This window comes from Streptomyces sp. JK94 (assembly GCF_053613315.1).
In genome coordinates this window covers 96,541-120,830 of sequence record NZ_JBSICH010000035.1, presented here as the reverse complement: position 1 = coordinate 120,830, position 24,290 = coordinate 96,541, and the positions used below count along the sequence as shown (strand labels likewise).

The 24,290-nt window shown below is 68.8% G+C and carries 28 protein-coding genes and 1 tRNA gene; 17 read left to right on the top strand and 12 right to left on the bottom strand.

The features are described 5' to 3' along the window. Window positions 1–110: 110 nt before the first annotated feature. Window positions 111–1,217, bottom strand: a complete 1,107-nt coding sequence (locus tag ACVV2G_RS27290; RefSeq protein ID WP_453845414.1) for a DUF1152 domain-containing protein — start codon at window positions 1,215–1,217, stop codon at window positions 111–113. A gap of 81 nt (window positions 1,218–1,298) precedes the next feature. On the opposite strand from ACVV2G_RS27290, the gene ACVV2G_RS27285 reads away from it, so the two are divergent. From ACVV2G_RS27285 to ACVV2G_RS27220, 14 genes are all read left to right on the top strand, one after another. Beyond that, window positions 1,299–2,039 carry a GntR family transcriptional regulator gene (locus ACVV2G_RS27285; protein WP_426558304.1) on the top strand — a complete coding sequence of 247 codons (741 nt, stop codon included), beginning with the start codon at window positions 1,299–1,301 and terminating at the stop codon, window positions 2,037–2,039. A gap of 280 nt (window positions 2,040–2,319) precedes the next feature. Next, window positions 2,320–2,757 carry an ATP-binding protein gene (locus ACVV2G_RS27280; RefSeq protein WP_453845413.1) on the top strand — a complete coding sequence of 146 codons (438 nt, stop codon included), beginning with the start codon at window positions 2,320–2,322 and terminating at the stop codon, window positions 2,755–2,757. An 89-nt stretch (window positions 2,758–2,846) separates the two neighbouring features. Continuing rightward, window positions 2,847–3,575, top strand: coding sequence for a GntR family transcriptional regulator (locus ACVV2G_RS27275; RefSeq protein WP_453845412.1), 729 nt, complete (start codon window positions 2,847–2,849; stop codon window positions 3,573–3,575). Between the two features lie 120 nt (window positions 3,576–3,695). Further along, a complete protein-coding gene (locus ACVV2G_RS27270) occupies window positions 3,696–4,046 on the top strand; it encodes an SCO3933 family regulatory protein (protein WP_453845411.1) in 351 nt (116 codons plus the stop codon). Between the two features lie 5 nt (window positions 4,047–4,051). Continuing rightward, entirely contained in the window at window positions 4,052–5,422 is a 1,371-nt protein-coding gene (locus ACVV2G_RS27265; protein WP_453845410.1) for an FtsK/SpoIIIE domain-containing protein, read from the top strand. A gap of 84 nt (window positions 5,423–5,506) precedes the next feature. Continuing rightward, window positions 5,507–5,677 (top strand): hypothetical protein, encoded by a 171-nt coding sequence (locus tag ACVV2G_RS27260; protein WP_453845409.1) that lies wholly within the window; start codon window positions 5,507–5,509, stop codon window positions 5,675–5,677. Next, entirely contained in the window at window positions 5,677–6,327 is a 651-nt protein-coding gene (locus tag ACVV2G_RS27255) for a DUF2637 domain-containing protein (RefSeq protein WP_453845408.1), read from the top strand. Before ACVV2G_RS27260 ends, ACVV2G_RS27255 begins: the two co-directional genes overlap by 1 nt. Before the next feature lie 28 nt (window positions 6,328–6,355). Next, complete coding sequence (locus ACVV2G_RS27250) at window positions 6,356–6,556, top strand: hypothetical protein (RefSeq protein ID WP_453845407.1); 201 nt, start codon at window positions 6,356–6,358, stop codon at window positions 6,554–6,556. After that, a complete protein-coding gene (locus ACVV2G_RS27245; RefSeq protein ID WP_383523232.1) occupies window positions 6,556–6,747 on the top strand; it encodes a mobile element transfer protein in 192 nt (63 codons plus the stop codon). Before ACVV2G_RS27250 ends, ACVV2G_RS27245 begins: the two co-directional genes overlap by 1 nt. 10 nt (window positions 6,748–6,757) lie before the next feature. Next, a complete protein-coding gene (locus ACVV2G_RS27240) occupies window positions 6,758–6,952 on the top strand; it encodes a hypothetical protein (RefSeq protein WP_453845406.1) in 195 nt (64 codons plus the stop codon). Between the two features lie 14 nt (window positions 6,953–6,966). Then, window positions 6,967–7,206 carry a SpdD protein gene (locus ACVV2G_RS27235; RefSeq protein ID WP_453845405.1) on the top strand — a complete coding sequence of 80 codons (240 nt, stop codon included), beginning with the start codon at window positions 6,967–6,969 and terminating at the stop codon, window positions 7,204–7,206. Between the two features lie 152 nt (window positions 7,207–7,358). Continuing rightward, the gene (locus ACVV2G_RS27230; RefSeq protein ID WP_453845419.1) at window positions 7,359–8,657 is read left to right on the top strand and encodes a replication initiator; all 1,299 of its coding nucleotides are present in this window, start codon (window positions 7,359–7,361) and stop codon (window positions 8,655–8,657) included. Further along, complete coding sequence (locus ACVV2G_RS27225) at window positions 8,650–8,832, top strand: helix-turn-helix domain-containing protein (protein WP_279564188.1); 183 nt, start codon at window positions 8,650–8,652, stop codon at window positions 8,830–8,832. Before ACVV2G_RS27230 ends, ACVV2G_RS27225 begins: the two co-directional genes overlap by 8 nt. Next, window positions 8,832–9,998, top strand: coding sequence for a site-specific integrase (locus ACVV2G_RS27220; RefSeq protein WP_453845404.1), 1,167 nt, complete (start codon window positions 8,832–8,834; stop codon window positions 9,996–9,998). The genes ACVV2G_RS27225 and ACVV2G_RS27220 overlap by 1 nt, the downstream gene beginning before the upstream one ends. A 77-nt stretch (window positions 9,999–10,075) precedes the next feature. Here ACVV2G_RS27220 and ACVV2G_RS27215 read toward each other — a convergent pair. From ACVV2G_RS27215 to ACVV2G_RS27205, 3 genes are all read right to left on the bottom strand, one after another. Then, window positions 10,076–10,149: transfer RNA gene (locus tag ACVV2G_RS27215), tRNA-Pro, on the bottom strand. 67 nt (window positions 10,150–10,216) lie between these two features. Next, window positions 10,217–10,969 (bottom strand): Pr6Pr family membrane protein, encoded by a 753-nt coding sequence (locus tag ACVV2G_RS27210; protein ID WP_453845403.1) that lies wholly within the window; start codon window positions 10,967–10,969, stop codon window positions 10,217–10,219. A 377-nt stretch (window positions 10,970–11,346) separates the two neighbouring features. Further along, window positions 11,347–12,276, bottom strand: a complete 930-nt coding sequence (locus ACVV2G_RS27205) for a metallophosphoesterase (protein WP_453845402.1) — start codon at window positions 12,274–12,276, stop codon at window positions 11,347–11,349. Window positions 12,277–12,395: 119 nt separating this feature from the next. Here ACVV2G_RS27205 and ACVV2G_RS27200 point away from each other — a divergent pair, with 119 nt between their 5' ends. Next, window positions 12,396–12,860 (top strand): GatB/YqeY domain-containing protein, encoded by a 465-nt coding sequence (locus tag ACVV2G_RS27200; protein WP_024885779.1) that lies wholly within the window; start codon window positions 12,396–12,398, stop codon window positions 12,858–12,860. A 118-nt stretch (window positions 12,861–12,978) separates the two neighbouring features. On the opposite strand, the gene ACVV2G_RS27195 is transcribed toward ACVV2G_RS27200, so the two are convergent. Further along, window positions 12,979–15,267, bottom strand: coding sequence for a transglycosylase domain-containing protein (locus tag ACVV2G_RS27195; RefSeq protein WP_453845401.1), 2,289 nt, complete (start codon window positions 15,265–15,267; stop codon window positions 12,979–12,981). Window positions 15,268–15,727: 460 nt separating this feature from the next. Between ACVV2G_RS27195 and wblA the strand changes: the two genes are divergently transcribed. Then, entirely contained in the window at window positions 15,728–16,063 is a 336-nt protein-coding gene (gene wblA, locus ACVV2G_RS27190; protein WP_451627503.1) for a transcriptional regulator WblA, read from the top strand. Between the two features lie 42 nt (window positions 16,064–16,105). On the opposite strand, the gene bagB is transcribed toward wblA, so the two are convergent. The 3 genes from bagB to ACVV2G_RS27175 form a co-directional block, all read right to left on the bottom strand. Beyond that, window positions 16,106–17,599, bottom strand: a complete 1,494-nt coding sequence (gene bagB, locus ACVV2G_RS27185; RefSeq protein ID WP_453845400.1) for an ATPase BagB — start codon at window positions 17,597–17,599, stop codon at window positions 16,106–16,108. Continuing rightward, window positions 17,596–18,573, bottom strand: coding sequence for an ATPase BagA (gene bagA / locus ACVV2G_RS27180; protein WP_453845399.1), 978 nt, complete (start codon window positions 18,571–18,573; stop codon window positions 17,596–17,598). The genes bagB and bagA overlap by 4 nt, the downstream gene beginning before the upstream one ends. Window positions 18,574–19,421: 848 nt before the next feature. Next, window positions 19,422–19,637: a hypothetical protein gene (locus ACVV2G_RS27175; RefSeq protein ID WP_453845398.1), complete on the bottom strand. Its 216-nt coding sequence runs from the start codon at window positions 19,635–19,637 to the stop codon at window positions 19,422–19,424. A 100-nt stretch (window positions 19,638–19,737) separates the two neighbouring features. On the opposite strand from ACVV2G_RS27175, the gene ACVV2G_RS27170 reads away from it, so the two are divergent. Beyond that, window positions 19,738–20,949, top strand: a complete 1,212-nt coding sequence (locus ACVV2G_RS27170; protein ID WP_453845397.1) for a helix-turn-helix transcriptional regulator — start codon at window positions 19,738–19,740, stop codon at window positions 20,947–20,949. A gap of 973 nt (window positions 20,950–21,922) precedes the next feature. On the opposite strand, the gene ACVV2G_RS27165 is transcribed toward ACVV2G_RS27170, so the two are convergent. From ACVV2G_RS27165 to ACVV2G_RS27150, 4 genes are all read right to left on the bottom strand, one after another. Continuing rightward, window positions 21,923–22,330 carry a hypothetical protein gene (locus ACVV2G_RS27165; protein WP_453845396.1) on the bottom strand — a complete coding sequence of 136 codons (408 nt, stop codon included), beginning with the start codon at window positions 22,328–22,330 and terminating at the stop codon, window positions 21,923–21,925. Next, window positions 22,327–22,686 (bottom strand): hypothetical protein, encoded by a 360-nt coding sequence (locus ACVV2G_RS27160; protein ID WP_453845395.1) that lies wholly within the window; start codon window positions 22,684–22,686, stop codon window positions 22,327–22,329. Before ACVV2G_RS27160 ends, ACVV2G_RS27165 begins: the two co-directional genes overlap by 4 nt. A gap of 257 nt (window positions 22,687–22,943) precedes the next feature. After that, entirely contained in the window at window positions 22,944–23,765 is an 822-nt protein-coding gene (locus tag ACVV2G_RS27155) for a hypothetical protein (RefSeq protein ID WP_453845394.1), read from the bottom strand. A gap of 14 nt (window positions 23,766–23,779) precedes the next feature. Continuing rightward, entirely contained in the window at window positions 23,780–24,226 is a 447-nt protein-coding gene (locus ACVV2G_RS27150; RefSeq protein WP_453845393.1) for a hypothetical protein, read from the bottom strand. Window positions 24,227–24,290: the final 64 nt, after the last annotated feature.

Here is a 24,290-nt window from a genome sequence, read left to right as displayed (position 1 = left end):
CCGCACGACCGACGTCCCGGTCCGTAACGTGAAAGCCAACAAGCCCCACAAGGTTTCCGATGTTGTCTAGGCCCAGCGTCAAACATCACCTGGGACCAAACCGTCAGGCATCACCTGGGACCCGACATGGCGTTGGGGATGCACCAAAGCGGAGCTACGTACTGATCCGGGCGGCTGGAGAGCAGGAGTTGGCGCAGGTCGCTGCGCTGGGTGCCGTTGAGGCTCAGGGCCTCGGTGAGGTGGCGGAACGTCGTGTGGGTGATTCCGCGGGCGTGGGCCTCTGACTCGAACTGGTCGAGTTGGCGCAGCACCGCTTCCGTATCGAGCGCCACCGGCGGCTGGTCCTTCAACCACGTGGCCTTGTTGCGCTCGTAGTCGATCTCGGAGAAGCCGCAGATCTCGCGGCTGTGGGCCTCGACCTCGTTCAGAGTCGTCGTCTCCATGATGGCTCGGGCCAACGCGTTGTGGCTCAGAGCCTCGTCCAGGTCGACTTCGTGTAGCTGTGGGCTCGCGTCCGTGAGTGGTACGGGCAGGCCGGCGTCGCGTACCTCGCACGTGCCGCGCGCTCCTCGGGCCGTCGCCGCGAGCATGCCCGTGGCTTCGGAGGGGTGCCATTCCAGGACGCTGCTGATCGGGGCTACGTCCTCCGCCGTGAAGGTATGGACGACGGGGCTCAGGAGCGGACGGAGTTCGTCTGCCGACAGTTCGCCGTCCAGGCCGGGGCCGGCGACCAGGAGCCGGACAGGTGCGTCCACGCGGCAGCATGCTGCAAGGGTCAGTGCGTCGGCGAGTGGGCTCTTGAGGGTCGGTTCGTCGCCGCGGGCGAGGATGTCTCCGCCGACGTCCAGGAGGTCGATCGACTCCGGCGTCAGGTGGGCGATCAGCTCCTCCAGCTGGTTCGTCACGCCTTCGACTCCGTGCTGTGGGTCGAGAAGGGCGAACGTCTGGGGAAGCTCGGCTGCGAGGCGGGGCAGGGTCGACCCTGCGGGAGCGATCGGGCGGGCCGTCGCCGGCACTGACCGGACGGACCGGGTGATCGCTTCGAGGCCGGTGAAGTCGTGTGCGCTGCGGGGGCCCGGTACCGGGTCGACCAAGAGGCGGTCCCACGCGTAGGTGAGGATCACCGCCTGGTCCTCGTCGCCGTACTGGGCGGCGTGAAGCATCGCGGCGGCGACTGCGTCGCCCCCTCCTCCTGCTGCGACGATCAACCGCGTCATGTGGTCAACATTACGGGTTCTGGTATTAGCCACTCACTCTATAGTGGCTAGAGGCCATAGCCACTTGGATGAGGAGGAGTCGTGCCGCAGATCGAGGAGGCGCAACCGAAGTATCTCCAGATCGCTCACCACATCCGCGATCAGATCCTTCGGGGCGACCTGCGCGCGGGTGACGAGGTGCCGTCGGAACGGCAGTTGGCCGCTGACTGGAAGGTTTCCCGCCCGACCGCGGCCCGCGCCCTGGAGGCGCTGAGTCATCAGGGGCTCGTCGAGAAGCGGCAAGGCTCGGGTACGTACGTGCGGAGTCTGGAAGTCAACAGGCGTGCGCGGGAGTTGTACGGCAGGGCTCGTCAGACCGGGAAGATCTACACGCCTGGTGAGTACGCGGTGATCACCTCGGCCGGCTGGATGGACGCCCCGGACCACGTCGCTGAGGCTCTCGGGTTGGTGAAGGACCGCCGGGCTGTGCATCGCCGGCGCGTGACCAACAACCAGGATGGGCCCATCACGTTGTCGACCTCCTGGTTCGCGCCGGATGTCGGTCAGCGTGCGCCCAAGCTCACGGATCCCGGGCGGATTCAGGAGGGGACTCTGATGTACGTCGAGAACACGACGGGACGGCAGGGGAGTTACGCCGAGGACCGGATGTGTGCTCGGGGTGCCACCGATGAAGAGGCCGCCGACCTGAATCTCGAACCGGGCTCCGCCGTGCTGGTCGTTCACCACGTCGTCTACGACATGCAGGACCGGCCGTTGGAGTTCGCCGAGGCCACGTACCCGCCGCACCGCTGGGCGTTCGAGCAGGGCTATCCGCTGACATGACCTGACTGACAGTCAGTTGCGCGAACCGCTTGCGCGCCACAAGTGGCCAATGCCACTATCCAGTAAGTGGCTAAGGCCACTTACTGGAAGGGGGCACGGCGTGGCAGGTCGGCGACCGGATCAGGGCACGCGCTCAGCATGCCGGGGATGCCGGGGACGCGGTTGGAAGCGCGTCGGTTCGCGTACGTCGGTGGCGCTCGCCGCCGCCAACGACCGCACCTGTGTCTCATCGAAGCGGCGCTGCCTCGACTGCGACGGCAGCGGCAAGGAGTGAGCGCGGATGACCTACCGGTTCAACCGCTGTCCCAGCGAGGAATCACCATGGCTCGGGGCGTTGACCCTGCATCCGATTCCAGAGTCCGTCCCCCGGGCTCGGCGCTGGTTCCGAAAGTTCATCGCCCCGTACAACCCGGCCTGCTCGGTCGACGACTGCGCGCTGCTGATCTCCGAGCTGGTGACGAACGCCATTCTGTACGGGCGTGCTGACGAGGAGTGGTGCGTACGCGTGGAGTGGTTCCGGGAGGGGGCCTCGCTGCGTGTGGAGGTGCACAACCCCGGCTTTCCGGTGAACGTGCGTCTTCGCCGGCCGGACGCCGACGACGCCCACGGGCGCGGACTGCTCTTGGTCGACTCCATCGCGGAGTCCTGGCACTCCGGGCCCAGCCGCTTCGGCGGGACGGTGGTCGCCTTCCTGATGGCCGATGCGTGGTCTGCCTGAGGGAGGCGTCCTCCGCTCCTACACCTGCCCGGGGATTGTCGCTAGTCTGGTTGACCAGTTGACTTGGCCAATCTCGACGGGCGGCGTGCATGGGATATGAGGTGGAGGCCCCCAAGTACGTGCGCCTCGCGCAGACCATTCAGGGCCGCGTCGAGGACGGCACGTACCCGCCCGGCACCCGTGTCCCCAGTGAGAACCAGCTTGTGCAGGCGTTCGGGATGTCCCGGCCCACGGTCGTGCGGGCTCTGGAGCTGCTGAAGCGTGATGGCTGGCTGGAGTCCCGGCAGGGGTACGGAACCATCGTGCGCGGGCGTCCTGCGGACGTCGAGGAGAGGGAGCGCCGCGGGCGGGGTGTGCTGGCTCGGGACGAGTCGCGGACTCCCGGACGACTCGTGGAGGTCGCGGAAGTGCCGGTGCCGACCCGTGTGGCCTCGGCTCTTGGTCTGCCCAAGCGCGCCAAGGTTCTGATGCGTCGCCTCCTGGTCGAGGAGGACGGCGAAGCCGTGGAGCTGCTCTCCTCCTACTTCCCCGCCGGCCTGGTCGAGGGCACCGAACTGGCGAGCGCCGACGCACTGAAGTCCGGGACGCGGGCGCACCTGGAAGCACGCAAGAAGGTCCGCTTCGACCACGTGACGGAGCGGGTCTCCGCTCGGCTGCCCGACGCCGCCGAACGTGAGCTGTTGGACCTGCCGGACGGCGTACCCGTCCTGAGCGTCCTCGTGATCGCCTGCGACGCCTCTGGGCGAGCACTCCAGGTATCTGACGTGCTGCTGCCTGCCGACAGGCAAGAGCTCGAAGACACCTACCGCCTGAACTGACCCGAATCGCGGGCGTGTTCACTCAGCATGTCACTTGACAAGTCAACCTGGCATCCCTAGCTTCGAACTTGCTAAGTCAACTTGTCAGGTGGCAAGTTGCCGACTCTGAAGGAGAAATCTGTGCGTGTGATCCGCATTGACGCCTCGTCCGCCACGGTCCTGCTCACCGAGCCGCCGGCCCCGAAGGTGCGGGACCGGAAAACCGGGGAGATCGCCAAGGACACCGTGAGCGGCGAGGCACTGATGACGGTCGGCGTCGTCTACATCGACGAGGGCGAGTCGTCGCTGATCCAGGTCACCATCCCGGAGAGCGGAGTCACGGACGGTCTGACCGTCGGAGCTCCCGTTTCCCTCCCCGGTCTGGTCGCCCGTCCCTGGGAAAGCGTCTTCAACGGCCAGCAGCGGCACGGCATCGCCTACCGCGCCACCGCCGTCGCCGCCGGCGCCTTCCCGATGGCCCAGGCGGGCTGACCGACGTGACCGACCTGATGACGATGGCGGAGGTGGGCGGGTCACTCGCCGCGATAGGCGGCGCGGTCTACGCCCGGCACGCCCACCCCGCCGCGTACTGGTCCACGGTCGGGATCCCGGCCTCAGTGGTCCGGCTGCTCGCCTCGTACTCCTCGACCATGGACGCCTGCGGCCTGACCGTCGAACCGCCTCGCTGGCGGGCCCTGGCAGTCAGGGCCACCACCCGCCGGGAGATCCGGCCGGTCCCGCCGCGCCGGGGACTCATCCGGCCCACCGCGACCGGGCTGCGGATGCGGCTCCGGCTCGCTCCCGGGCAGGAACCCGCCGACGTCGCCGCCTCGGCCGAACGGTTGCGGCACGCCTGGGGCGTCCACGCCGTATACGTGCGCGACATCAAGCCCGGGATCGTCGAACTGCGACTCGTCGGCTTCGATGTGCTGCGCAAGGTACGGATGCCTCGCCGCTCCGGCGGCGGGTTACTGCGGGTGCCGGTAGCTCTGCGGGAGGACGCAACCGCGTTCGTCCGGGACTACCGCGCCGTACCCCACGAACTCGTGCTCGGTGCCACGCTGTCCGGCAAGTCCATGTACCTGCGCAACCTGATCGCCGGACTGGCGGCTCAGCCCGTGGTCCTGGTCGGCATCGACTGCAAGCGCGGGGTCGAACTGTCGCCCTTCGCCGCCCGCTTCTCCGCGCTGGCCACCGACCAACGACAGGCGGCCGAGCTGCTGCCCGTCCTCGTGAGTGAAATGGAGAACCGCTACGACCTGATCAAGGCACGGCAGGGCATCGCCCCCGGCACCCCCGACGAACTGATCACCTCCGACATCTGGGGACTGCCCGACGAGGACCGCCCGCCGCCCCTCGTGCTGTTCATCGACGAGGTAGCGGAACTCTTCCTCGTCGCGAGCAGGAAGGACGAGGACCGGCGGGACGAGATGGTCACCCAGCTCATCCGCCTCGCCCAGCTCGGCCGCGCCGCCGGCATCTATCTGGAGGTGTGCGGGCAGCGCTTCGGCGCTGAGCTGGGCAAGGGCGCGACCATGCTGCGGGCCCAGCTCACCGGCCGTGTCTGCCACCGCGTCAACGACGAAGCCTCCGCCAAGATGGCCCTCGGCGACATCGCCCCGGAAGCCGTCTACGCGGCCTGCTCCATCCCCGCCGAACGGCCCGGCCTCGCCGCGGTGGGCGACACCTCCGGCGGCTGGTCCCGCATCCGCACGCCGCACCTGACCCTCGCCGACGCGGCGGCCACCTGCCGCGCCGCGGCTCACCTCGCCCCCGACGTACCGGCGCTCGCACCCTTCCGGCCGTCGACCCCGCCCGTGCCCGCGCAGTCACCTCAGCCCGTGACCGCACCGCACCCGGCCCCGTAACCCCCTCCCCCCTCCCACGGCCGGCGCGGCCGTCCCGCGCCGAGTCCCTACCCCGCCACGCCTGAAGAAAGGAGAGCAACCGCCATGTGCCGCGACTGCGAGGACTTCGCCCGTACCGTCCTTCTGCTGGGCGACCTCGCCATGTACGCCGAAACACCCGGCGCCGACGCGACCTTCTTGGAGGTCATGGGCTCCGCCCTGGCCGCGTCGCTGCCGGAGCCCCCGCCGGGCCTCCTCCCCGGCGAGTCGGCCTGATGCCCCGCCCCACGGTCGTGCGCGCGGACGCGGTCCTGATCCAGGCGGTCATCGCCGGGGCCCTGTCCTTCGCCCACCTCCACGACCTCGCCGCCGCTGCCGGACAGACCGGATGGAAGGCGTGGGCGTATCCGATCTCCGTCGACCTGCTCCTCGTCGACGCCTGGCACCGACTCCGTTCCGGCGCCGCGAAAGCGTCCGCCTGGTGCTGGTTCCTCGTCGCCCTGGTCGCCTCGCTCGGAGCCAACGTCGCGACCGCCGGCCTCCTCGACCTGAACGACGTACCCGACTGGCTGCGCATCCTCGTCGCCGGCTGGCCAGCGGTCGCCTTCCTCGGCGGGACTCTTCTCGCCCACGGAACGCGAACGCCTCCGGCAGGACCGGAAGCGGCGGCGCCGACCGCGAAGACAGAGCTGGCGGCCGCGTCGACAACCCCCGATTCGTCCACCGCGCCCGTGCCGGACCCCGCCCAACCAGCCACACCCGCACCCATTCCCGTGCCCGTTCCGCCCGCGCTCGTCGCCCTAGCTCGCAAGGTCGCTGACGAACACAGGACCCGGACCGGTACAGCCATCGACACCTCGACCCTTCGCGCCCGGCTCGGCGTCCCGATGCCGCTCGCCGAAGCCATCGCCGCGCAACTCACCTGATCACCTGATCCCCGGAGGTACTCCGACCGTGCGCCCGTCCACGCTCCGCGTGCTCAACCGCGCTGCCGAGCTGACCCGCCAGAACCGCCTCACCGAAGCGATGCTCATCGCCGAACCCGTGATCCTCACCGCCGACGAGTACGAGGGCGACGAGATCCGGCGCTGGCTCCTCGACCACGTCACCGACTTCACCGGCGAGAACGGCGAGAGCTGGAAGGACCTGCCCTGATGCCCCGCACCCCGCGCTTCCGCCACGTCGTCCGCATCGGCCCCGTACAGGTCGCCACCTACTACGACGGCCGTGGCCGTGAGCAGCACACCGCGGCCTGCACTGCTCCGCGCTGCGGCTTCGCCGCCGACTACGACAGCCGCGCCGCCGCCGAACTCGCCGCCCGCACCCACCGCTGCCGCGTCCGCTGAGGGAGCCCCCGTGACCGTCTCACTGCCGCTCGTCCTGGTCCTGGGCCTCATCGCCTTGGGCGCGGTCCGGTTCCTCGGCGTCCGCGTCTGGATCGTCGTCGTGATCGCACTCTTCGGCTTCCTGCTCTCCCGGACCTTCCTCGCCCCGGCCATCGGCTCCGGCACCCGCTCCGGCGTCGACATCGTCAACGGCACCCGCGACTGACAAGGAGATACGCCGTGTTCCGTCCCAAGCTGCCCGACGCCCCGACCCCGACCGCCCTCAGCCACCACCACGCCCACACCCCGGTGCCCTCCGCCGGCCGCACCCTCGCCCCCTACATCGGCCCGGTCGCCGCGGTGGTCGTCGTGGGCGTCGTCCTCACCGCACTCCTGGCGGCGGTCGCCGTCACGGCCGTATCCGTGGCCATCACCGCCGTCGTCCTGCGCTCCCTCGTCACCAGCGCGAACAAGCGCTGACCGGCCACCGGGGCGGCAACAAGCCGCCAAGCATCCCGCCGCCCCGGGGCCGTCCCTCCCAACCGCCGTAACAGCCGAAAGGAACTCCCATCATCACCCGGCAGACTCCGCCCCCGCTGGCGGAACTCTCCACCCTGGCCTCCCTCGGCAACCTGCCCGAGCTGGCCCGCCAACTTTCCGGCCTGGGCGGCTGCACGCACCCGATCCGCCTCGACGGCCACCGCACCGAGTACGCCGTCGACACCCGCACCGGAGAGATCGGCGCCGCCCTCCACCACCTCGACTCCACCGACCTCCCGGCCGGTCACCTCCTGGTCCGCTGCAACAACCGCCGCACCACCCGCTGCGCCGCCTGCGCAGAGGTGTACCGCCGCGACACCTTCCACCTGATCACCTCCGGCCTGCGCGGCGGAAAGGGCGTCCCCGAACACGTCGCCGCCCACCCCCGCGTCTTCGCCACCTTCACCGCCCCCGGCTTCGGACCGGTCCACAACCGCCCCAGCGGCCCGGCCCGCACCGTCCGCCCCTGCCGCTGCGGCGCTCTCCACGACCAGGAGGAGGCCGTACTCGGCACCCCGCTCGACCCGGACACCTACGACTACGAAGCGGCCGTCCTGTGGAACGCGCACGCCGGCCTGCTGTGGCGGCGCTTCTCGATCTACCTGCGCCGGGAGGTCGCCAAGCGCGCCGGCCTCACACAGCGAGCCTTCCGCGAGCATGCGCGGGTCTCCTTTGCCAAGGTCGCCGAGTACCAGAAGCGCGGAGCCGTCCACTTTCATGCGGTGGTCCGTATCGACGGCCCGGAAGGCGGCGACACCCCACCCCCGGCCTGGGCCACCGCCGAACTGCTCACCGACGCCATCCGCGTCGCCGCCACCGCCGCCCGGGTCGACGGCCCCGTGATCGACGGCCGGGCCCATACCTTCGCCTTCGGCCGTCAGCTCGACGTACGCACCATCCGGTCCGCCGACTTCGACGGCGGCCAGGAACTGACCGAGCGCGCGGTGGCCGCGTACATCGCCAAGTACGCCACCAAGGGCGCCGAAACCGCGACGGGCGCCCTCGACCGCCCACTGAAGTTCCTCGCCGAACTCGCCCAGCTCGACATCAGCGACCACGCCCGCCGCCTCGTCCGAACCGCCTGGACCCTCGGCGCCCGCAAAGAACTCGAACACCTCCGCCTGCGCGCCTGGGCCCACATGCTCGGCTTCCGCGGCCACTTCTCCACGAAGTCCCGTCGCTACTCCATCACCCTCGGCGCCCTCCGTACCGCCCGCGCCGAATACCGCCGTGCCCAAGCCGCTGCGGTGACCGAGACCGACAGGGAGACGACCACGCTCGTCCTCGCCCACTGGATTTACGCCGGTACTGGCCTCACCGACGCCGAAGCCTGGCTCACCGAAACCCTCCAACCCGCCCCCGGAACAGAAGGAGAGCCGACGCGTGCGTGACGAAGAGCTGTTGACCGTGGGTGAAGTCATGGCTCGCCTGAAGGTGGGCCGGTCCACGGTCTACGAACTGATCCGTACCCGGCGTCTGCCCTCCGTCGCCATCGGCCGGTGCCGGCGCATCCCCGCCTCCGCCCTCGGGGACTTCATCGCGGGACAGATGGAGCGTGCTGCCTGATGACCAAGCGTCGTAGCCGCGGTGACGGCGGCCTCCACTGGGACGAGAAGAGACAGCGCTGGATCGCCACGGCGAACCTCGGTTTCGACCCGAGCGGCAAACGCATCGTGAAACGGGGGAGTGGCAAGACCAAGGCCGAGGCGAAGAACAAGCTCAAGGAGGTTCTACGGGACCACGAAGACGGTCTCGCGATCGCGCCGACGAACTACACCGTCGCCGATGCCGTGAATGACTGGCTCGCGTACGGCCTGGCGGGGCGAGAGCCTGGCACCGTCGAGACGTGCACGCTTCTGAGTCAGAAGCACGTCATCCCGGCCTTGGGCGCACGCAAGCTCCGCGACCTCAGTGCGGAGGACATCGACCGCTGGCTGGCGACCAAGGGGCAGACGCTCAGTACGCGCACGTTGCAAGCTGTCCACTCCTGCCTGAACCGCTCGGTCAAGAGGGCCATGGCGCGGGACAAGGTGAAGCGCAACGTGGTCGAGCTGTGCTCGGTGCCCCAGGGGCAGGCTGGGCGGCCGTCCAAGGCGCTGTCCTTCTCTCAGGCTGAGGCGGTGCTGAAGGCGGCGGAGGGCACCTCCATGCACGCGTACATCGTCGTCGCTCTGCTGACCGGCGCCCGTACCGAGGAACTGCGGGCGCTCACCTGGGACCACGTCTTCTTGAAAGGACGGCCGGACGCCGATCCGCCCCAGCCTCCGCACATCGCCGTGTGGCGCTCGGTGCGGCGTGGTGGGGACACGAAGACACGGAAGTCCCGGCGCACGCTCGCCCTGCCGGCGCGCTGCGTGGAGGTTCTCTGGCAGCACTTCGAAGATCAGGGGTGGGAACGGCTCGCTGCTGGTGACAAGTGGGACGAGCACGGACTCGTCTTCTCCTCGGCCGTGGGTAAGCCGCTCGATGCCACGAACGTCCGGCGCGCCTTCCGCCAGGCACTCAAGGATGCCGAGGGCGTCAACGCCGACGAGTGGACCCCTCGGGAGCTCCGGCACAGCTTCGTGTCGCTGCTCTCCGACCGCGGTGTCCCGCTGGAGGAGATCTCCCGCCTGGTCGGCCATTCCGGCACGGCCGTGACCGAGGAGGTCTACTGGAAGCAGATCCGGCCCGTGATCCAGACCGGCGCTGTGATCATGGACGGCATCTTCAAGCGCGCTCCGGAGCGGTAGTCACGCAGATAGACACGCACACGAAACAGGTCCCCAACCTACTCACGTGAGCAGGTTGGGGACCTGGTACTTCACTGTCGGGGTGGCGGGATTTGAACCCACGACCTCTTCGTCCCGAACGAAGCGCGCTACCAAGCTGCGCCACACCCCGATTGTCGCTGCTCGTCGCGGCGACGTCGTTTACTTTAGCCCACCGGGGGCCGGAGGCGAAATCCGGTTTACCAGCGGTGGCGGAGGGGGTTCGGGCGGATGTGGTCCAGGGCCACGAGGAGGACGCCGAGGGCGTACAGGGAGAGGCCGAGGAGGAGGGCGTTGCCGAGGACGCCCCTGTATCCGTGCTGGTCGACGTCGAGGAACGGGTACAGATAGCGGTCCTGGGTGCCGGGCAGCAGGAGTTCGCCGCGGGCCAGGGAGAAGGCCAGGTAGGCCAGGGGGCAGAGGATCCACGCGGCGGCCTGGCGCAGGTGCAGGCGGCCGGGGGTGGTGAGGAGGAGCCAGTCCAGGGCCGCGGCGACGGGGACCGCGGTGTTCAGGACGTGGGCCGCGAGCGTGGGCCAGCCGCCCGTGCCCGTGCTGTCCGCCACGGCGAACGGGCTCGCCGCGTTGGCCAGGAGCAGGTGGTGGACGAGGCCGGCGGCGACGACGTAGAGGAGTGCCGCGCCGGTGAGGGCGCCCGGCAGGGGGCGGCGGGCGGACCAGGCACGGCGGGCGGAGGCGAGCATGACCAGGATCAGCAGGATGCTGCTCTGCACCGTGAAGTGGCTCAGGGTCCTGGTGGCCGGACCGCCGAGGAGGAGCTCGGCCGTGACGCCCGTCAGTGCCAGCGAGGCGGTGAGGAGGCGGAAGGCGGCGACCAGGGGGCGGCGTACGGGGGTCACGACGGCTGTCGCCGGGACGGGGGAGGGCAGCAGCCTGGGCGGGCCCGGGACTGCGGGGAGGTCCGGGATGTCCCTGGGTATCGAGGCGGTCATGGCCTCAAGCTAGGCATACCGCGCATAGCGGGCTATGCGGGTGGGCCGTGTGGGTTACACCGCCCCTCGGCCCTGCCCCTCGGCCCTGCCCCTCGGCCCTGCCCCTCGGCCCTGCCCCTCGGCCCTGCCCCTCGGCCCTGCCCCTCGGCCCTGCCCCTCGGCCCTGCCCCTCGGCCCTGCCCCTCGGCCCTGCCCCTCAGTCCCGCTCCTCAGTCCCGCTCCTCGGTTCTCGGCCCCTCGCCCCGCGGTCCCGCTCCTCGGTCCCGTCCTGCTGCCCCTCGCTCCTCGGCCCAGCCGCGCTGCCCCCGCGTACCCCAGTCCCGCCCCGCCGCCCCCGCGCGCCCCGGCCCCGCCCCGCCGGTTACCGCCCCCGCCGGTTACCGCTCCCGCCCCACCAGCGTCAGCAGCGTCGCCTCCGGTGGGCACGCGAAACGGACCGGGGTGTAGCGGTTGGTGCCGCAGCCCGCCGACACGTGGAGGTAGGCCGTACGGCCTTCGGCCGTGTGCGTGGAGAGGCCCTTCACGCGGTCCGTGTCCAGGTCGCAGTTGGTGACCAGGGCGCCGTAGAAGGGGATGCACAGCTGGCCGCCGTGGGTGTGGCCGGCCAGCACCAGGGGGTAGCCGTCCGCCGTGTAGGAGTCCAGGACGCGCAGGTACGGCGCGTGGACGACGCCCATGGAGAAGTCCGCCGTGTCCGAGGGGCCGCCCGCCACCTCCGGGTACCGGTCCCGCTTGATGTGCGGGTCGTCCAGTCCCGTCAGCTCGACGGACACGCCCTCGATCTTGAGGGTGCCGCGGGTGTTGGTGAGGTTCTGCCAGCCGGCGGCGTCGAAGCCGTCGCGGAGGCCTTCCCACGGGTTGTGGACGGCGCCCGTCGCGGGCGCGTTGCCGTTCAGGCCGTGGCGGCCCTGGACCTTCTCGATCAGGTACCGGGCGGGGTTGCGCAGCTTGGGGCCGTAGTAGTCGTTGGAGCCGAAGACGTAGGCGCCCGGGAACTCCATCAGGGGGCCCAGCGCGTCCAGGACCTCCGGGACCCCCTCCGGGTCGGACAGGTTGTCGCCGGTGTTGATCACGAAGTCGGGGCGCAGGCCGGCCAGCGAGCGCAGCCAGCGTTGCTTCTTGCGCTGGCCGCCGACCATGTGGATGTCGGAGACCTGCAGCACGCGCAGGGGGCGCATCCCGGAGGGCAGGACGGGGACGGTCACCCGTCGCAGGCGGAACGAACGGGCCTCGAAGCCCGCCGCGTAGACAAGACCGGCGGCGCCAACCGCCGTGATTCCCAGGGGTACTCCGTATCGCGCGCGCATGCGTCCATCGTCTCAGAAGCCGTGGCGGAGGCGGAGCGGGAGCCGACCGTGCGGGGCCCGCGGGAAGGTCCCTGAAATCAGCGGGCGCCCTGCCTTGCGCACCTGCGACAATCACCTCCATGACCACGCTCAAGTCGAAGCTGCACGACGACCTCAACGCCGCGATCAAGGAGCGCGACGAGCTCCGCTCCTCGACGCTCCGGCTGACGCTCGCCGCGATCACCAAGGAGGAGGTCGCGGGGAAGGAGAAGCGGGAGCTCTCCGACGACGAGGTGCAGAAGGTGATCACCCGCGAGGCGAAGAAGCGCCGCGAGGCCGCGGACGCCTTCGCCCAGGGCGGTCGACCCGAGCAGGCCGAGCGGGAGAAGGCGGAGGGCGAGGTGCTCGCCGCCTACCTGCCGAAGCAGCTGTCCGACGACGAGCTGAACGCGATCGTCGCGCAGGCCGTCGAGGAGGCGAGGGCGGCCGGTGCCGAGGGGCCGCGGGCCATGGGCGCGGTCATGAAGATCGTGAACCCGAAGGTGGCCGGGCAGGCCGAGGGCGGCCGGGTCGCCGCCGCGGTCAAGAAGCTGCTGGCCGGCTGACCACCGTGTTCCCGCCCCGGCCGGGTCCCTGCCGGGCGGGTACGGCCACGAACACCGGCGGCCCCTTCCGTGGAGGAAGGGGCCGCCGGTCCTGTGTACGACAGGGGCGGTCGGGGGTCTAGTCGCGCCGTCCGCCGGTGCCGCCGTTCCCCTGCCCCTGGAAGACGGTCCCCGGGAAGCCGCCGCCGGTGCCGCCGTTGTCCGTGCCGCCGTCGACCAGGCCGCCGATGAGGCCGCCGTCGCCGTCGCCGTTGCCGCCGCCGTCGCCGTTGCCGTCGTCGCCGTTGCCGCCGTCGTCCCGGCCGCCGTCGTCGCCCCGGCCCCTGTCCGTCTCCCCGCTGTCCGGGATGTCGACGAGGTTGAAGGGGGTGGGCGAGGTGCCTTCCAGCGCGCCTGCCATCATGTCGCCCCAGATCGGGCCGGGCACCCCGCCGCCGAAGACCTTCTCGTGCGGGACGCCGCCGATGGTGATGTCGACCATCTGCCGTTCGTGCTTGGGGTCACCGACCCACACGGCGCCGGCGAGGTCCGGCGTGTAACCCACGAACCAGGCCGCGAAGCGTTCGTCGGTCGTACCGGTCTTGCCGGCGCTCGGGCGGCTGTCCAGGCCCGCCTGCTGGCCCGTACCGTCCTCGACCACGCCCCTGAGGAGCGTGTTCACGGTGTCGGCGGTGGTCTCGGACATGGCCCGGGAGCAGGTGGACTTCGGGACCTCGAGCGACTTGCTCTTCTGGCCGACCCGCTGGCTGATCGACTCGATGGCGACCGGCGTGCAGTACATGCCGCGCGACGCGAAGGTGGCGTAGGCGCTCGCCATGGTCAGCGGGGACACCTCGGTGACACCGAGGGCGATGGACGGCGTCTGCTCCAGCTTGTTGCCGTTGGCGCGCTCGACGCCCATCTTCTCGGCCATCTGCGTCACCGGGCAGATGCCGATGTCGCTGATCATCTGTACGTAGTAGGTGTTGACCGACTTGGCGGTCGCTTCCTTCATGTCGTACGGGCCGACCTCCGACTCGTTCTCGTTGGTGAGCTCGGCGCCCTTCTCGTTCCACGACTTGCCGTCACAGGCCGCGACCGGGGTCGGGTAGTCCATCTCGTACGGCGAGGAGTACGTCTTGTTGGCCGGCATGCCGCCCTCGAGGGCGGCGGCGGCCACGATCGGCTTGAACGTCGAACCGGGCTGGTAGCCGGCGCCGCCGCCCATGGCGGCGTTGACGGACAGGTTGAGGGTCGTCTCGCCGTTCTTGATGTCGACGCCGTACGGACGGGACTGGCCCATCGCGACGATCTTGCCGGTGCCGGGCTCGACGATGGTGGCCGCGGTCGCCACCTCGTCCATCTTGTAGACGTGGTCCTTGATCGACTGCTGCACCGACTCCTGGGCCTGCGGGCTCATCGTCGTGCGGATCGTCAGACCGCCCTGGTTCCAGATCTTGGCCCGGTCCTCCTTGGTCTTGCCGAAGACCGGGTCGCTCAGGAACACCGCGCGTACGTAGTCGCAGAAGAAGCCCGCGCCCTTGACGGCCGTGATGCAGCCGTTCTTGGGCCGGCTGACCTTGAGCCCGAGCGGCGCCTCCTTGGCCTCGTCGGCCTCCGCCGCGGAGATGTCGCCGACCTGTGCCATGCGCGTGAGGACCACGTTGCGCCGCTTGACGGCCTCGGCCTCGTCGTTGACCGGGTCGTAGCGGCTGGGGGACTGGACGATGCCGGCCAGGAGGGCGGACTCCTGGAGGTCGAGGTCCTTGGCGGGCTTCGAGAAGTAGCGCTGGGCGGCCGCCTCGATGCCGTAGGCCTGCTGGCCGAAGAACGTGATGTTCAGGTAGTTCTCGAGGATCTTCTTCTTGCCCAGCTCCTCCTCGACCTGGATGGCGAGCTTCAGCTCGCGGATCTTGCGGCCGATGGTCTGCTGGGTGGCCTGGGCGACCTTCGTCGGGTCGTCGCCGGCCTCCTCCACGAAGACGTTCTTCACGTACTGCTGCGTGAGCGTGGACGCGCCCTCGGAGACCTCTCCGCTGCGGGCGTTCTTGTTCAGCGCGCGCAGGACGCCCTTCAGGTCGACCGCGCCGTGCTCGTAGAAGCGCGAGTCCTCGATCGCGACGATCGCCTTCTGCATGTACGGCGAGATGTCCTTCAGGGCGACCACCGTGCGGTCGCGCGAGTAGACCGTGGCGATGGTGCCGCCCTCGGCGTCGAGGATGGCGGTGCGCTGGCTCAGCGGGGGAGTCTTCAGGTTGGCCGGGAGAGCGTCGAAGCTCTCCACCGACCCCTTGGCCGCCAGCCCCAGCGCGCCCACGGCGGGCAACGCGATGCCGGCCAGCACTGCTCCCGCGAGCACACTGACACCGAGAAACTTGGCGGCCTGCTGCGTTGGCGACAGACCACCGCCCGAGCGCTTGTTTGGCATGGAGGCAGCCTACGTTCTCATTCGCCGGACACGCGTATATGCCTTGGCCTAAGCTGCACTCAACTGTCACAGCAGTGAGGCCATGTATCAATACGTCCGGCGACCCCGAAGCGTTCCGGATCCGCTCGGTTTTTTTCCGAGAGGCCTCGCTGGGGGGCGCGTTGAAGTGTACGGGCGCGCATCGCGGCGTGTGAGTTGAGTGTCCGAAACCGCCTTGTGTGTCGATCGGTGTCCGTTGTGGTGCAACAGAGATGACCCTAATGCCGGGATCGTCGCGCATGTCGCCAGGTCACTCCCCCGGGTGATCTGCCGCTTACCCATAGTCCGTTCGGGCCATCCAAGATTGGGCCCGAAGGGGGTGTTGCGCTGTGCCCACCTTCCGTAACGTCCTCAACTGGCGGCGGTGAATATGCCGCTGCCGCCGTGGGGGAGCCTCGATTCGGGAGAGGACGGCGCCAGTATGGGCTGGGTAACCGACTGGAGTGCGCAGGCTGCCTGCCGCACTACCGATCCGGACGAACTGTTCGTCCAGGGAGCAGCACAGAACAGGGCCAAGGCGGTGTGCACCGGATGTCCGGTGCGGACCGAATGCCTGGCCGACGCGCTCGACAACCGCGTGGAGTTCGGCGTGTGGGGAGGCATGACGGAGCGGGAACGCCGCGCGCTGCTGCGCCGGCGGCCCACCGTGACCTCCTGGCGCCGACTGCTGGAGACGGCGCGGACGGAGTACGAACGAGGGGCCGGCATCGTGCCCCTCGACGACGAGGTCTACGAGAACTTCGCGGCCGTGGGCTGAGGCGGCCGGGTCAACCCCCAGGCGCGTACACCCCCGGCCCGGTCAGGCCCCGGGCTCGGGCAGCTCGGGCCGGCCCGTCGCGAGGCGGGCCCCGATGGCCCGCAGGCCCGCGAGGTCGTGGACGTCACCGGGCAGCGCGGCCACTTCGGTGACCGCCACCTCGGGATGACGCGCGGTGAAGCGGTCACGTGTGCGCTGCTCGCGGGCGAGCAGGTGCATCCGGTCGGCGTGCAGCCTCAGCAGGCCCGCGGTGAGCCGGTCGACGGACCGCTCCGGTGCGTCCGAAGCCTCGGAGGAGGCTTCGGCGAAGGCTTCGGACTCAGGCCCGGCGAAGGGCTCGGGCTCGGTCAAGACTTCGGGCTCGGAGGCGGGGTCGGTCCTGGACGCAGGGCCGGGGTCGGTCTCGGCGGACGGGCCGGGCTCGGTGTCGGACGAGGAGTCGGAATCGGACGAGGAGTTGGGATCGCGGTCGTGCTCGGGCTCGGGGGAGTCTGAACTGCCTTGCAGGTCACGGGAGTTACGATCACCAGCTTTCCCGTCGTTCTGATCCACAATGCGGGAATCCTCAAGATTTTCCGCAGCGGCGAGCGCCCGCTCGGCCGACAGCCGGTCGGCGCCGCTGCCATGGACCCGGTTGAGCACCAGACCGGCCAGCGGCATGTCCTCGGCCGCCAGCCGTTCCACGAAGTACGCGGCCTCGCGCAGTGCGTCCCGCTCCGGGGCAGCGACCACCAGGAACGCCGTCCCGGGCGCCTGGAGCAGCTTGTACGTCGCGTCCGCGCGCGTACGGAAGCCGCCGAACATCGAGTCCATCGCGGCCACGAAGGTCTGCACGTCCTTCAGGAACTGCCCGCCCAGCACCTTCCCCAGCACGCCCGTCATCATCGACATGCCGACGTTCAGGAACTTCATCCCGGCCCGGCCGCCCACCTTCGCCGGGGCCAGCAGGACGCGGATCAGCTTGCCGTCCAGGAAGGACCCGAGACGCTTGGGCGCGTCCAGGAAGTCCAGCGCCGAGCGGGACGGCGGGGTGTCGACGACGATGAGGTCCCACTCGTCCCTCGCCCTGAGCTGCCCCAGCTTCTCCATCGCCATGTACTCCTGCGTGCCCGCGAAGCCCGCCGAGAGCGACTGGTAGAAGGGGTTCCCCAGAATCGCCGCCGCCCGGCCCGGGTCCGCGTGCGCCTCGACGATCTCGTCGAAGGTGCGCTTCATGTCGAGCATCATGGCGTGCAGCTCACCGCCCGCCGAGTCGTCGACGCCCTTCACCCGGCGCGGGGTGTTGTCGAGCGAGTCGATGCCCATGGACTGGGCGAGCCGCCGGGCCGGGTCGATGGTGAGGACGACCACCTTGCGGCCGCGCTCGGCCGCGCGCAGGCCGAGGGCCGCCGCGGTGGTCGTCTTGCCGACCCCGCCCGACCCGCAGCACACCACGATGCGGGTCTGCGGGTCCTCCAGCAGCGGGTCGACGTCGAGCACGCGCGCGGGGGAGAGGCTCCGCGCGCCCTCCTGGTGCCGGGACGGCTCCGGACTCATGCGATCCCCTGCTTCCGCAGCTCGTGGGCCAGTTCGTACAGGCCCGCCAGGTCCATGCCCTCGGCGAACAGTGGGAGTTCGTGCGTCGGCAGGTCCAGCTCGCCGAGGGCGGCCCGCTGCTCCTGCTCCAGGGCGAACCGCTCGGCGTACTCCTCGGCCTGCGCCAGCAGCGGGTCCACCAGCCGCTCGGCGTGCCCGCCCCGCCGCGCCCCGCCGAGTCCGGCCGCGGACAGCGACCGCGCGAGCGCCGTGCGCGGTGTGCTCCGTACGAGGTCCACACCGGCCGCGTCCAGCACCGCGGGCCGGACCATGTTGACGATGACCCGCCCCACCGGGAGCCGTGCTGTCCGCAGCTCGGCGATGCCGTCCGCGGTCTCCTGGACGGGCATCTCCTCCAGCAGCGTCACCAGGTGCACGGCGGTCTCCCGCGACTTCAGCACCCGCATCACCGCCTGCGCCTGATTGTGTATCGGGCCGACCTTCGCGAGTCCGGCCACCTCGTCGTTGACGTTGAGAAAGCGCGTGATGCGGCCGGTCGGCGGGGCGTCCATGACGACGTAGTCGTAGGCGAACCGTCCGTTCCTGTCCTTGCGCCTGACCGCCTCGCACGCCTTGCCGGTCAGCAGGACGTCCCTGACGCCGGGCGCGATGGTGGTCGCGAAGCCGATCGCGCCGAGCTTCTTCAGGGCCCGTCCGGCGCTGCCGAGTTTGTAGAACATCTGGAGGTAGTCCAGAAGGGCCCGTTCGGGGTCGATGGCGAGGGCGTACACCTCCCCGCCCCCGGGAGCGACGGCGATCTTCCGCTCCTCATAAGGCAGCGCCTCCGTTTCGAAGAGCTGCGCGATGCCCTGGCGACCCTCGACCTCGACGAGAAGCGCGCGCTTCCCCTCGGTGGCCAGGGCCAGCGCGAGGGCCGCGGCCACCGTGGTCTTGCCGGTTCCGCCCTTGCCGCTGACGACCTGGAGCCTGCTCACGTATTCGAGCCTAACCAGTCCGCGCGCGGAGTACGCCGGGGGCTGTGGACAACGTCGCCGTGACCGGCCGCCGGAGCCACCCCGGCCAGCGGCTAGAGTCGGCCGCATGACCAAGTGGGAATACGCAAAAGTTACACCACATACGGTTGCATGAGAAACGGTGCGTTGACCTGCGGAAACGCCAGCAGCCCCGCCCATCTGCCACGGGGGGAGCAGACGAACGGGGCCGAGGGTCCGCCCCTACCGCGCTGCACCGACACAGACCACGGGAGGGACGGAGATTCAGGCGGGCCGGCTAGCGGGTGCCGGATCACGCACCCAGTCCTGATGCCCGAATTGCTTGTGAACGCGCATGGCGGACAGCGTGGCCAAGCCAAGGGCCAAGTCGTCCGTCCGGTTGGCCGCAACGATGTTTCCGCGCAGCGCCGCACAGACGACGCAAGACGACGGGTCGACCGGCCCGCGCCGGGGTTCGCGTAGCCAGCGGTCAACGTCGCGCATCGCTCCCCCTCTCGCACAGCGCGCACGGAAACCGGCACGGCGGAAGGGAACGCGGGGGAAACGCGATCACGCCGGACGCGCTGTCACGGTTCCCGCCGTACTGCGTCCACCACTGTTCCGGGCTTTCCGCGCTCTCCAGTCTCGTCGGCTCCATAGTCACGTTCCCTTGGCGTGCGGGTGAGCCCGGATGATCCGCGCAGCGTCGAACCGGTCCCCCGACCGACCGGCACGCTTCGCTGCGTCGAGTGCTCGCGCTGCTTTCTGGCACGTCTCGCAACCGGCAACCGGCCGTGCCTCATACAGCCAGTCGTCTAGCGGGAGTTCGACCGGGGCCCCCGGATACCGGTTCACTGCACCACGCCCCAAATCCGCATTTCGCCAGCGCGGGCACTCTGTCTGTGCGGGTGGTTTCCGATCTCTCGATTGCAGCGCGCCACGGCGTCGAGCGCTCCCGCATCACGCGCGATTTGCCGAGACCCAGACAGCGCGGCGCATGTCCCGCAACCCTCCACCCCGACCGGTTCGAGCGCCGCGCCTTTCTCGCGTAACTGCGTGGTGGTCATGTCGTCCCCTCGCTGTCGGCAAATCGGGGTCCAGCGTCCGGCCGTAATGGATCTCGAACTAGCGGCCACGTGTAGGCCCGGTGTCGGCCAGACTGGAGACATGGGGAGCAGCATTGGGGCCAACATCCGGGGAGAGCGGGAACGGCTCGGGTGGAGTCAGGCACGGCTAGCGCGGGAGGTTTGCCGGGCGGCCGGCGTAGTCGGTGAGCCGGTAGGCCGACAGGAAGTCAGCCGATGGGAGACGGGTAAGCGCACGCCGCGCGAATGGTTGCCGTTCCTCGCTGCGGCGCTGGCCGTTCCCGTAGAGGCGCTGTGCGCCCCACAGACGCCCGCAGAACCGCCGCTCCCCACGCTGTCCGACTTCCTGCCCGCCGAGGACCCGCTAGAGCCTCTGGCGGCCCGTGCAGGGGCCCGTGTCGGCATAGCCCAGGTGGCCGACTTGCAACAGCGGGTGCACGGCCTACGGCTCGCCGACGACTACCTAGCCGGTGGGGATCTCATGCGGCCAGCGCTGCGGGAGTTGCGGCGGGCCGTCCGGCTGTACCGGGAACACTCATACGCGGACCTGACGGGCCGTCAGCTCCTGGTGCAGATTGGCGAGTTGGCCCAAATTGCAGGGTGGATTGCGAGTGACGCCGGACAGTACGCCGAGGCGGAACGGATCTACCGGCTAGGTCTGAGCGCAGCGACACAGGCCGAGGACCGGACCCTTGCCGGGAACCTTGCCGGATCACTCGCCTACCAACTCTCCAACACCGGGCGGGAGTTGGAAGGTCTAGACCTTTCCCGGGCTGCGCTTGACGGGGCCGGACCGGACGCACCGGCAAAGGCTCGCGCGCTGTACTTCGATCGGGTGGCTTGGGCGGCCACAAAAGCGGGAGGAACCGAGAATGCGCAGCACGCAATGCGGGCCCTCGGGGAAGCGAGCGAAGCACTTGCCGAGGACAACGAGGAAACCGAGGAACCGGCGTACCTCTATTGGGTGGACGCCGGGGAATTGCAAGTAATGGAATCTCGTGTCTATACGGAATTGCGCCGACCGCTTCGCGCCGTTCCGTTGCTGCGGGAAGTCCTCGGGAAATACGACGCCACGCACACCCGCGAACTAGCGCTGTACCTCTCATGGCTTGCCGTTGCCTACGCCGACGCGAACGAACCCGAGGAGGCGGCAGCCGTTGCCGAACGCGTGCTCTCGCTGTCGGCGGACGTGGCCAGCGAGCGGACAGCGGAGCGGGTGCGGGTGGTGCTGGCACGGCTCGCGGAGTACGCCGACGTACCCGAGGTGAGGGCCGTTCTCGACTCGGCGGCATAAACGCGAAAACCCCCGACAGCCGGTAGGGCCCTCGGGGGTCACCTAGGAACGTTCCTAGGTCAGAGTGTTACGACTAATTGACGGAGGATCAGCGAAAATGGCACGCCAGTTGGGCGATACCGAATACGTAGGATCTTGCCGGTTCGAGTGGTTCGAGCGGCGGGATACGGGGCAACTTTGCGGGTGGTTCTACATGCACTACCCCGACAGCGAACCGGACGTAAGTCACCGGCTCTGGATCATCGAAGACCTGCCGCTGCCCGGGGCACCCGAACCTAGCTACTTTGTCCAGCCGGGCCCCGAGGAGAACCCCGGCTGGCCTCTCCCTTCGCTGGAAATGGCGGTCGGGTACCTCATTGGGTGGTTCAACGGCCGGAACGAGTGGTGACTATTTAACGGTCGTCGCTACCCAATACCGGGAAGGGTTAGCCAGTCTGCCGACTCGCAGTCCACGCACTCGGGCCGGTAGTAGTCCGGCTGCGACGGGCCCATTGCAAAGCAACGTAGGTCCCGCAGCCGGCCGCACTCTCGGCACCGCTTACGTGCGCCGTAGTCGATATCGATTTGTACGAACATCAGCGACGGCCATAGTTTCTCGGTCGGCCGTCTCGCGGTCGTGGTGGCCGTGGCGCGCGGATTACATATTCCGCGAACGGGTCTGGCCCCTCGGGGTCAAGGGTCTGCGGAAATCGGTAGGCCACGAACCCCGGTCGGGCCGGTGCGTCCGAGGGAATCCAGCCGTTAGGCGTCCAAACAACTCGGGTCGGTTCCATGATTACGTCCTCCCATAGGTTTGTTTAACAGCGGCCGGCCAACAGTGGCAGAGAACCGGGCGTATGGCGGTAGTTGCATGGGTTGGTAATCCCTTCCTGAAAATGAGTACGCCGCTCAACCCGAAAGGAAGGGAAATCGGGGAGCGGCGTACTCGACCGGCGGTAGCTACGCGCCGGAACTTAGGGACCTGGGAACGTTCCTAGGTGCTTAGCTCGCGCTGGCGTTCAACACAGCGGGCCGACCAACGGAGTCGGGGCAGATGCAAAACGGATGACTCAAGCGGCGGGATGCCAAAGCCAATCATTCGCGCCGAATACAGCGGAGAGCGAGAAAGGTTGCCCTCTACGATCCCGCGCAGCCAACCGTCTATTGCATGGTCCCGGTTTACCTCGGCGCTCACCTCGGCCTCGTCGCCGGTCACAGAAAACGGCGGGGAAAACTCCCGATCGGTAAGCCAGTCGGCGGCATCCTCGCTGTACAGCTTGGCGGCATCCGGGTGTTCGCGGAGCACAGCGCGCACCATTTCCGGGGACGGCTCGGCGGTTGCTAGTAGCCGCTCGATACGAACAGGCAGCGGCGCAACCGAGGAATAACGGCGACGGCTCATGCTCGCTTCTCCCATCGTGCGCGTGCGGCCTTACGTGCTGCCTCGCTGCGAGCCTTGGCCGCTGTCGCCTCGGTCATGTCGATGATCTCGGCGTGAGTCTCGCGCGGAAGGTTAAGCGACTTGAGCAGAGCCATAAACGTCTTTCGGTGCTTATCAGCTTGCTCTAGTGCGGGGTTGATCTGCGGGCCGTATCGACCCTGCACAATTGCGCCGCGTTCCGCAATGGCCGATTCCATTAGGTCGAGTTCGTCAAGGATGCGCGCTGCCTGATCAACGATGCGCGCATGGTCCGGGTCAAGGTCGAATTCCTCAATGAGTTCCTTACGGAACGTGTCCGACCGGCGGTTACTGGGCATGCCACCTCCTTACGGTGGGTCACGGGTTGCTGGGGCTGTGGGGGGTGCGGGCACGCATCGGGCCAACTGCTATACGTGGGCGGTGAAAATCCCTTCCGAATTGGGGTCCCTTCCCACCCCCTTGGCCACACAGCGTGACAACAGCCCCCATCACGGAGCGCTACATGTCAGCGCGAGCCAAGGCGAATTGCTTGCCGACAGCGAGCCGGCCAACGGGACCAAGGGCAGAAGTAGGACCCTCGGCCCCGTTGGAAAACTCAGCCGTAGCGACGGCCCGTGTCGGTGTTGTGGTCTACGCCGTACTGCTCAATACGCGCAGCCGCTAGGTCGTCCTGCCACTGCTCATAGCGCTTATCCACTAGGTCGGGCAGCGCTGCGGCCACCGTGTCCAGATCCTCGGCAAGAAGTGTTCCGCCGGTAATCGGGTCATCGTTCGTCATGTACTGGCGAACCTCGGTCATTGCCTCGGAGAGCTTCGGCGCAAGCCAACTGCGGTGAGGACGCATGAACACGCTTGCGTTTGCCATAGGTCGACCGTCGAACTCAAGAGAGGTAACCGCGTCGCTTAGCAGGTGGTCAAGCGTGAAATCCCCGAGCAGTGCGTAAGCCTCGGCAAGCGCGGGCAGGTTGGCATCAAGCTCGTTGAATGCCTTTAGAACCGCCTTGCGGCGCTTGAGAAACTCGGCCGCCACGGCCTCGCGGTATTCAGCGACGAACGCCGTGTCATCCCACAGCGCGTCATAAGACCGGCGTGCATCCCGCAGAGTGGCAATGGCCTTGCGAATGGCCACGCCGCAACCCTCTACGGCTAGTTCGGCCTCTAGGACCTTTGCAGCGCCACCGGCCGGCGTCTTCTTTCCGCCGGTTACGGCCTCGGCACTTGCCGCTACCGCAGCCGCACGGGCGTCGCTCGCTGCCTCGTTCAGTTCGTACCAGCGGTCAGAAAGGCTTTCCACGTTTTCGAACGCGGCGCGTACGGCCTCCCAACGAGTCTCCGCAGCATCCGGGGCCAGCGAGCCATGCCGGATGATGGACAGCGCTAGAACGTCGTCTGTGATTAGGTCGCTCGGGTCAGTCATGGTGCGCGTTCCTCTCAGAAAATGAATCGGCGACGGGCGATCTTTTCGGCCAATTCCTTGCCGACTAGCTTTGCCTCGTAGCTGTCCCGTAGTTCCTCGCACTGGGCACGGTCAGCTTCCCAATCCTCGCGGCTAATCCAGCGGGGATCGGTTTCGTCGTAGAAAGCGGGCGGCATATGGATTCGACTCTCGTACGCACTCACGGCCTTTCGGATCGGATCACTCCTGTCCTGCTCGGCCTTTTCCCGGCCCTTATGGAACCGCAAGGACGACGCCTCGGATTCCTTACGCTGCGCGCGTTCCTCGTAGACGTCTGAGTAATCCAGGCCGACGGACGACTCGTCGCGCGTGCGCTGTGCATGATTGCGGGAAGTGGACTCCGCCGGGTCCTGCATGGCCGCTGTGTTGAGTCGGGAGTTTCCGCCGCTCCCCTCATGCGCCATGTCGTGAATTGCTGGCATGGGTGTGTTCCTTTCGGGCAAACAAAAAAGCCCCCTTACTCGCCGGGTCTCTGTCACAGACCAC

What these genes read in the sequence shown, in the direction of transcription:
- ACVV2G_RS27150 (WP_453845393.1), bottom strand. Translation starts at nt 24,226, where the DNA reads ATGCCAGCAATTCACGACATGGCGCATGAGGGGAGCGGCGGAAACTCC.
- ACVV2G_RS27290 (WP_453845414.1), bottom strand. Translation starts at nt 1,217, where the DNA reads ATGACGCGGTTGATCGTCGCAGCAGGAGGAGGGGGCGACGCAGTCGCC.
- ACVV2G_RS27195 (WP_453845401.1), bottom strand. Translation starts at nt 15,267, where the DNA reads ATGCCAAACAAGCGCTCGGGCGGTGGTCTGTCGCCAACGCAGCAGGCC.
- ACVV2G_RS27210 (WP_453845403.1), bottom strand. Translation starts at nt 10,969, where the DNA reads ATGACCGCCTCGATACCCAGGGACATCCCGGACCTCCCCGCAGTCCCG.
- bagB (WP_453845400.1), bottom strand. Translation starts at nt 17,599, where the DNA reads ATGAGTCCGGAGCCGTCCCGGCACCAGGAGGGCGCGCGGAGCCTCTCC.
- ACVV2G_RS27220 (WP_453845404.1), top strand. Translation starts at nt 8,832, where the DNA reads ATGACCAAGCGTCGTAGCCGCGGTGACGGCGGCCTCCACTGGGACGAG.
- ACVV2G_RS27155 (WP_453845394.1), bottom strand. Translation starts at nt 23,765, where the DNA reads ATGACTGACCCGAGCGACCTAATCACAGACGACGTTCTAGCGCTGTCC.
- ACVV2G_RS27170 (WP_453845397.1), top strand. Translation starts at nt 19,738, where the DNA reads ATGGGGAGCAGCATTGGGGCCAACATCCGGGGAGAGCGGGAACGGCTC.
- ACVV2G_RS27165 (WP_453845396.1), bottom strand. Translation starts at nt 22,330, where the DNA reads ATGAGCCGTCGCCGTTATTCCTCGGTTGCGCCGCTGCCTGTTCGTATC.
- ACVV2G_RS27275 (WP_453845412.1), top strand. Translation starts at nt 2,847, where the DNA reads ATGGGATATGAGGTGGAGGCCCCCAAGTACGTGCGCCTCGCGCAGACC.
- ACVV2G_RS27255 (WP_453845408.1), top strand. Translation starts at nt 5,677, where the DNA reads ATGCCCCGCCCCACGGTCGTGCGCGCGGACGCGGTCCTGATCCAGGCG.
- ACVV2G_RS27245 (WP_383523232.1), top strand. Translation starts at nt 6,556, where the DNA reads ATGCCCCGCACCCCGCGCTTCCGCCACGTCGTCCGCATCGGCCCCGTA.
- ACVV2G_RS27260 (WP_453845409.1), top strand. Translation starts at nt 5,507, where the DNA reads ATGTGCCGCGACTGCGAGGACTTCGCCCGTACCGTCCTTCTGCTGGGC.
- ACVV2G_RS27205 (WP_453845402.1), bottom strand. Translation starts at nt 12,276, where the DNA reads ATGCGCGCGCGATACGGAGTACCCCTGGGAATCACGGCGGTTGGCGCC.
- ACVV2G_RS27200 (WP_024885779.1), top strand. Translation starts at nt 12,396, where the DNA reads ATGACCACGCTCAAGTCGAAGCTGCACGACGACCTCAACGCCGCGATC.
- ACVV2G_RS27160 (WP_453845395.1), bottom strand. Translation starts at nt 22,686, where the DNA reads ATGCCCAGTAACCGCCGGTCGGACACGTTCCGTAAGGAACTCATTGAG.
- wblA (WP_451627503.1), top strand. Translation starts at nt 15,728, where the DNA reads ATGGGCTGGGTAACCGACTGGAGTGCGCAGGCTGCCTGCCGCACTACC.
- ACVV2G_RS27280 (WP_453845413.1), top strand. Translation starts at nt 2,320, where the DNA reads ATGACCTACCGGTTCAACCGCTGTCCCAGCGAGGAATCACCATGGCTC.
- ACVV2G_RS27175 (WP_453845398.1), bottom strand. Translation starts at nt 19,637, where the DNA reads ATGACCACCACGCAGTTACGCGAGAAAGGCGCGGCGCTCGAACCGGTC.